At 68.8% G+C, this 5,021-nt stretch carries 5 protein-coding genes and 1 pseudogene; 3 read left to right on the top strand and 3 right to left on the bottom strand.

The features are described 5' to 3' along the window. The 3 genes from Q0326_RS08110 to Q0326_RS08100 form a co-directional block, all read left to right on the top strand. On the top strand, window positions 1–516 hold a 516-nt coding region (locus Q0326_RS08110), incomplete at its 5' end, for a response regulator transcription factor (RefSeq protein WP_298688989.1). A 171-nt stretch (window positions 517–687) separates the two neighbouring features. Further along, window positions 688–1,227, top strand: coding sequence for a glycosyl hydrolase 108 family protein (locus Q0326_RS08105; RefSeq protein ID WP_298688987.1), 540 nt, complete (start codon window positions 688–690; stop codon window positions 1,225–1,227). 149 nt (window positions 1,228–1,376) lie between these two features. Then, window positions 1,377–2,306, top strand: a complete 930-nt coding sequence (locus tag Q0326_RS08100; protein WP_298688985.1) for an NAD(P)-dependent oxidoreductase — start codon at window positions 1,377–1,379, stop codon at window positions 2,304–2,306. Window positions 2,307–2,333: 27 nt separating this feature from the next. Here the strand turns inward: Q0326_RS08100 and Q0326_RS08095 are convergent, their stop codons facing one another. The 3 genes and pseudogenes from Q0326_RS08095 to Q0326_RS08085 form a co-directional block, all read right to left on the bottom strand. Continuing rightward, window positions 2,334–3,056, bottom strand: coding sequence for a DsbA family protein (locus Q0326_RS08095; protein ID WP_298688983.1), 723 nt, complete (start codon window positions 3,054–3,056; stop codon window positions 2,334–2,336). After that, entirely contained in the window at window positions 3,053–4,387 is a 1,335-nt protein-coding gene (locus Q0326_RS08090; protein ID WP_298688981.1) for a M48 family metalloprotease, read from the bottom strand. Before Q0326_RS08090 ends, Q0326_RS08095 begins: the two co-directional genes overlap by 4 nt. A gap of 282 nt (window positions 4,388–4,669) precedes the next feature. Next, window positions 4,670–5,021, bottom strand: a pseudogene (locus Q0326_RS08085) (ribonuclease E/G); the annotation flags it as partial.

Here is a 5,021-nt window from a genome sequence, read left to right as displayed (position 1 = left end):
CTCAAGAAGCTGCGCGTCGCCAAGGTGCAGACGCCGGTGATGATCCTGTCCGGCATCGCCGAGATGGAAAGCAAGGTGCGGGCGCTCGGCTTCGGTGCCGACGACTATGTCACCAAGCCGTTCCACCGCGAGGAGCTGGTCGCGCGCATCCATGCGATCGTGCGCCGCTCGAAGGGCCACAGCCAGTCGGTGATCAAGACCGGCAAGCTGCAGGTCAATCTCGACGCCAAGACGGTCGAGGTCGACAATGCCCGCGTGCATCTGACCGGCAAGGAATATGCGATGCTCGAGCTGCTCTCGCTGCGCAAGGGCACGACGCTGACCAAGGAGATGTTCCTCAACCACCTCTATGGCGGGATGGACGAGCCCGAGCTCAAGATCATCGACGTCTTCATCTGCAAGCTGCGCAAGAAGCTGTCGCTGGCCTGCGAAGGCGAGAATTACATCGAGACGGTGTGGGGCCGCGGCTATGTGCTGCGCGATCCGCAGGATGTGGCAGCAACGCAGGTCGCCTAACCGTTCGATCGCTACCCGGCGCGTAGAGGCCGCCTCGATCTCGCGATCGGGGCGGCCTTTCTCGTGGCGTTCGGAAGCGGATCGAAAATTCGTGGATCTCCGCAAAAATACGTTTTCCTACACGAACCTTTTTGGTTATCTGATTCGGCTCCTCTTGGATGGAGCCTTGCGATGGACCCGACCGACCTCATCGACGAGCTGATAGCCCGCGAGGGCGGCTATGTCGCCAACCCGGCCGACAAGGGCGGCCCGACCTGCTTCGGCATCACCCAGGCGGTGGCGCATGCGCACGGCTATACCGGCGCGATGGCGCGGCTGCCGCGCGTTACCGCGGTCGCGATCTACCACGCCGACTATTGGACAGCGCCCGGACTCGATCAGGTGGCGGCCGTGGCGCCGCTGGTCGCCGCCGAGCTGTTCGACACCGGCGTCAATATGGGGGTCGGCACGGCCGCCGGCTTCCTGCGCCGCGCGCTCAATGCGCTCAATCGCGGCGGCGCGGACTATCGCGACATCCCCGCCGCCGGTGCGATCGATCCTGCCGCGCTCGCGGCGTTGAAGGCGTTCCTGCACGTACGCAGGACCGGCGCGCAGGCAGTCCTGGTCAAGGCGCTCGATGCGCTCCAGGGCGAACGCTATCTCGCGCTCGCGGAACAGCGGCCGGCGGACGAGGCGTTCCTCTACGGATGGCTGGCGAATCGGGTCGGCTAGGAGCCGCGTGCGCCCCTGCCGACATCCCGACCTGGCTCGCCCTGACTGCGGCATGCGGTAGCGCGCGTCGCCTGGGATAGCAGTCTTGTCGGAGATGACGCTATGCAGACAGAATGGCGCGGCCGTCCGCGACGCCCTACATGCGACGCATGACCGACCGTCCCACGCTCCTCGTCGCGCAACCGCATCTGGCGGCGATCGCCGCACTGCTCGCCGGCCACTATGCCGTCCTGTCGCTGTGGGACGACCCGACCGATGCGCAGCTCGCCGATGTCCGCGCGATCATCGTCGCGGGCGAATTCGCGGTCGATCGCGCGCTGGTCGACCGAATGCCCAAGCTCGGGCTGATCGCCTGCTTCACGGTCGGCTATGACGGGATCGACGTCGCCTGGGCGACGGCGCGCGGCCTGCTGGTCAGCCACGCGCAGGACGCGAACGACGAGGATGTCGCCGATCATGCGATCGGGCTGATCGTCGGGCACCGCCGCGCGATCGTCTCGGGCGACCGGATGCTGCGCGCCGGCGAATGGCATGCCCGCGCCAAGACGCTGACGCGGTCGCTCGGCGGCGCCCGGCTCGGGATCGTCGGCCTCGGTGGCATCGGTCGCGCGGTGGCACGGCGGGGCGCGGCGATGCGGATGGACGTCGCCTGGTGGGGCCCCACTCCCAAGCCCGATGCCGCGTGGCCGCGCGCCGACGGTCTCGTCGACCTGGCCAGGGACAGCGACATTCTCGTCGTCGCAGCACGGGCGCATGCGGGCAATGTCGGATTGATCTCGGCCGAGGTGATCGCCGCGCTGGGTCAGGACGGCCTGCTCGTCAACGTCGCCCGCGGTCAGCTCGTCGACGAGGACGCTGCGATTGCGGCCCTGAAGGATGGCACGCTCGGCGGCGCGGCGCTCGACGTGTTCGCATCCGAGCCGACCGCGGCATCGCGCTGGGCGGACGTGCCGAACACGGTGCTCACCCCGCACACCGCCGGCGCGACGCAGGAGGCGGTGCAAAAGATGGCCGGGATGCTAGTGGCCAATCTCAAGGCGTTCTTCGCGGGGGAAGCGCTGCCGAACCCGGCGGTTTGACGCCACCTGGGATGTAGGGGAAGCGGGCTAAGCCTTCTTCGCCGCTCGCGCCTTGTCGACCGCGTCCTTGAGCCCCTGGTACCCGACCGCGCCGGCGAGCAACTGGTTGCCCACCACGAAGCTCGGCGTCCCCGACAGCCGCAGCGCGCGCGCGGTTTCGAGGTTGGTCGCGATCTCGGCGGCGATCGCCGGACTGTCGGCGGAGTGCGCATCAAGTCCCGCGGCTGTGCCCGCCTGCGCCACCTTGCCCGCATCGAGCGGCCCCGCGCCGTAAAGCGCATGATGGAAGGCCACGAACTTGCCCGCTTGCGCTGCCACCAAGCTGAGCTTGGCGGCGTCGGCGCTCCACGGCGACAGGATCGGCAGCTCCTTGAACACGACCCGCACGCCCGGATCGCTGGCGACCAGCTTGTCGACGTCGCCGACGGTCGCGCGACAATAGCCGCAGGCATAGTCGAAATATTCGACCAGCGTGACATCGCCCTTGGGGTTGCCCGCGATCGCGCCCGCAAACGGCGTCTCGATCGCGGTCCGGTGCGCGTCGATCAGCGCGCCGGTCTGCTTGTCCTGAAGGCGGTCCATCGCCTCGGTGATGACCTCGGGATGATCGAGCAGATAGCTGTGCACGATCGCGCCGGTCGCCGCCGGGTCGGGCGCGCCCGCGCGATCGAATCCCTCCACCGCGACCACGGCGATGAGCGCGCCCACCGCCGCCGCGGTGAGACCGCCCGCTAGATTCCTGCCGTTCATTTTCGGTGCCTGACCTTGTCGTCGAGATTGTTGCGCGAGGTCACCGCAATGTCCTCGGCACGAAGATAGTCGATACTGCCCTCGGGCAGGCCGCGCATCGCGAGCTCGGCATTCTGCCGCGCCAGCCGGTCGTCGCCGCCCATCGCATAGCGTTCTGCGGTGGCGAGCGCCGCATGCACCTCGTCGCCGCGCTGCGCATAGACGGTGCCGAGCGCATACCAGGCCAGCGGATCCTCGCGGTCCTTGTCGACCGAGACCTTGAGCACGCGCTCCGCCTCGGCGAAGTTCTTCGGATCGTCGGTGGCAAGCAGCGCATGGCCGAACATCGCCGAGATCAGGGGCGCGCTGCTCGACTGCGCGACCGCGATGCGCAGCGGCGCGAGCGACTCCTTGGGATGCCCGTTTTCGAGCAGCATCTGGCCCTTGAGCTCGTTGAAATAGGGATCCAGCGGTGCGGTGCGCAGCAGCGCGTCGGCTTCCTGGTCAGCCTTGTCGGGATAGGCGCCGCGATGCCAGGCATAGGCGCGGGCATAATGGGCGGGCACCGACTGGTCGCTCTCCGGAAATTTGCGCATCACCGTCGTCGGATCGAGCAGGAAGCCCTGCAGCTTGGCCTTGATCCGGAGAAAGCGCGCCTGCAGCGCCGGGTCGACCGGCACATGGTAATACGGCGAGCTGGTGACGTCCTTCTCGAGCGTCAGCTGGCGCTCGGCGGACATCGGATGGTCCTGCATGAACGGGTTGATCGCCTCGTCGGCCGGCGACAGCCGATATTCCTCGGTCTTGAGCTTGCCGAAGAAGCTGAGCATGCCCGCGCCCGACAGATGCGCGGCCTTAAGATAGGAGGCGCCGGCGGCGTCCGCGCTGGCCTCCTGCGACCGCGAGAAGGCGAGCGCGCTCGATTGTGCGACCTGCGTGCCCGCGCCCATCACCGCCATCCCCGCCTCGGGGGCACCCGCCGCGATCGCCGCGACGCCGGCGAGCAGCGACAGGATGCTGATCTTGCCGAACTTGCCGTAATTGTCGCCCGATAGCGGCACATGGCCGCCGGCCAGATGGCCGAATTCGTGCGCGATCACGCCCTGCAGCTCGAGCACATTGTCGGCCGCGAAGATCGTGCCGGCATTGACGCCGACCAGCTGGCCCGAGGTGGCGCCGGCGTTGATCGACTGATCGGACAGCAGGATCACCTGCACCTTGCTGGTGTCGAGCCCCGCTGCCTTGGCGAGCGGGGTCGCAATGTCGTGGAAGAAGGCCTCGGTCTCGGTGTCGCGCAGCACCTGCTCGTCGTCCTGCGCTAGCGCCGGACGCGCGGTAAGCAGGAGTCCCATGACAAGGACGATGAGGACACGGCACAGGCCGCGGATCGTATCGCGTCGGCGACGGCCGCGATCGGGCCGCGCTTGCCGAAGCCCGTTTCGCTCGAGCGCCGTCGCACGAAAAAGAGAGCGGCCGTTCGACAGGCTCGGGACGAACGGGCGAAGAGGGTTCACAAGCATCGGGCCCCGGTGGCGATCGCGATAGTCCCCTCGGCCCGATCCGCTGAACCCGCGCTGAAGGCGGATGCGCGCGAACGGGCCGAGGGGATCACAACCGAACGATCAGGCGATCGATCAGGCGCCGAACGTCCGCTGCCACCAGCCACGGCGCGGCGTGCCGTCGTCGGCTTGCTCCTCGCCGGCATCGCCACCGTCGGTGGGCGCAGCGTCGGCCACGGGCGCCGACTCGATCGGCGTTGCGACCGGCGCCGCAACGGGCGCGGCTTCCGCCTCCGCGGCGGGTGCGTCCGCCGTCACCACCTTCTTACGCGAGCGGCGCGGCTTCGGCGCAGGCGCCTCCTCCGGGGCGGCAGCGACGGGCTCTGCGGCGACCGGCTCCTCGGCCGTAGGCGCCTCCTCGACGACCTTCTTGCGACGGGCGCGGCGCGGCGCGGGCGCTGCGACGGCGTCATCGACCGGCGTGGCC

Origin of the sequence: uncultured Sphingomonas sp. (genome assembly GCF_937859915.1) — a bacterium.
Lineage (GTDB): Bacteria > Pseudomonadota > Alphaproteobacteria > Sphingomonadales > Sphingomonadaceae > Solisphingomonas.
This window is presented reverse-complemented; position numbering and strand designations above follow the sequence as displayed.

Bases quoted from the DNA above. Each gene is read 5' to 3' on its own strand.
- Q0326_RS08090 (WP_298688981.1), bottom strand. From the start codon at position 4,387: ATGGGACTCCTGCTTACCGCGCGTCCGGCGCTAGCGCAGGACGACGAG.
- Q0326_RS08105 (WP_298688987.1), top strand. From the start codon at position 688: ATGGACCCGACCGACCTCATCGACGAGCTGATAGCCCGCGAGGGCGGC.
- Q0326_RS08100 (WP_298688985.1), top strand. From the start codon at position 1,377: ATGACCGACCGTCCCACGCTCCTCGTCGCGCAACCGCATCTGGCGGCG.
- Q0326_RS08095 (WP_298688983.1), bottom strand. From the start codon at position 3,056: ATGAACGGCAGGAATCTAGCGGGCGGTCTCACCGCGGCGGCGGTGGGC.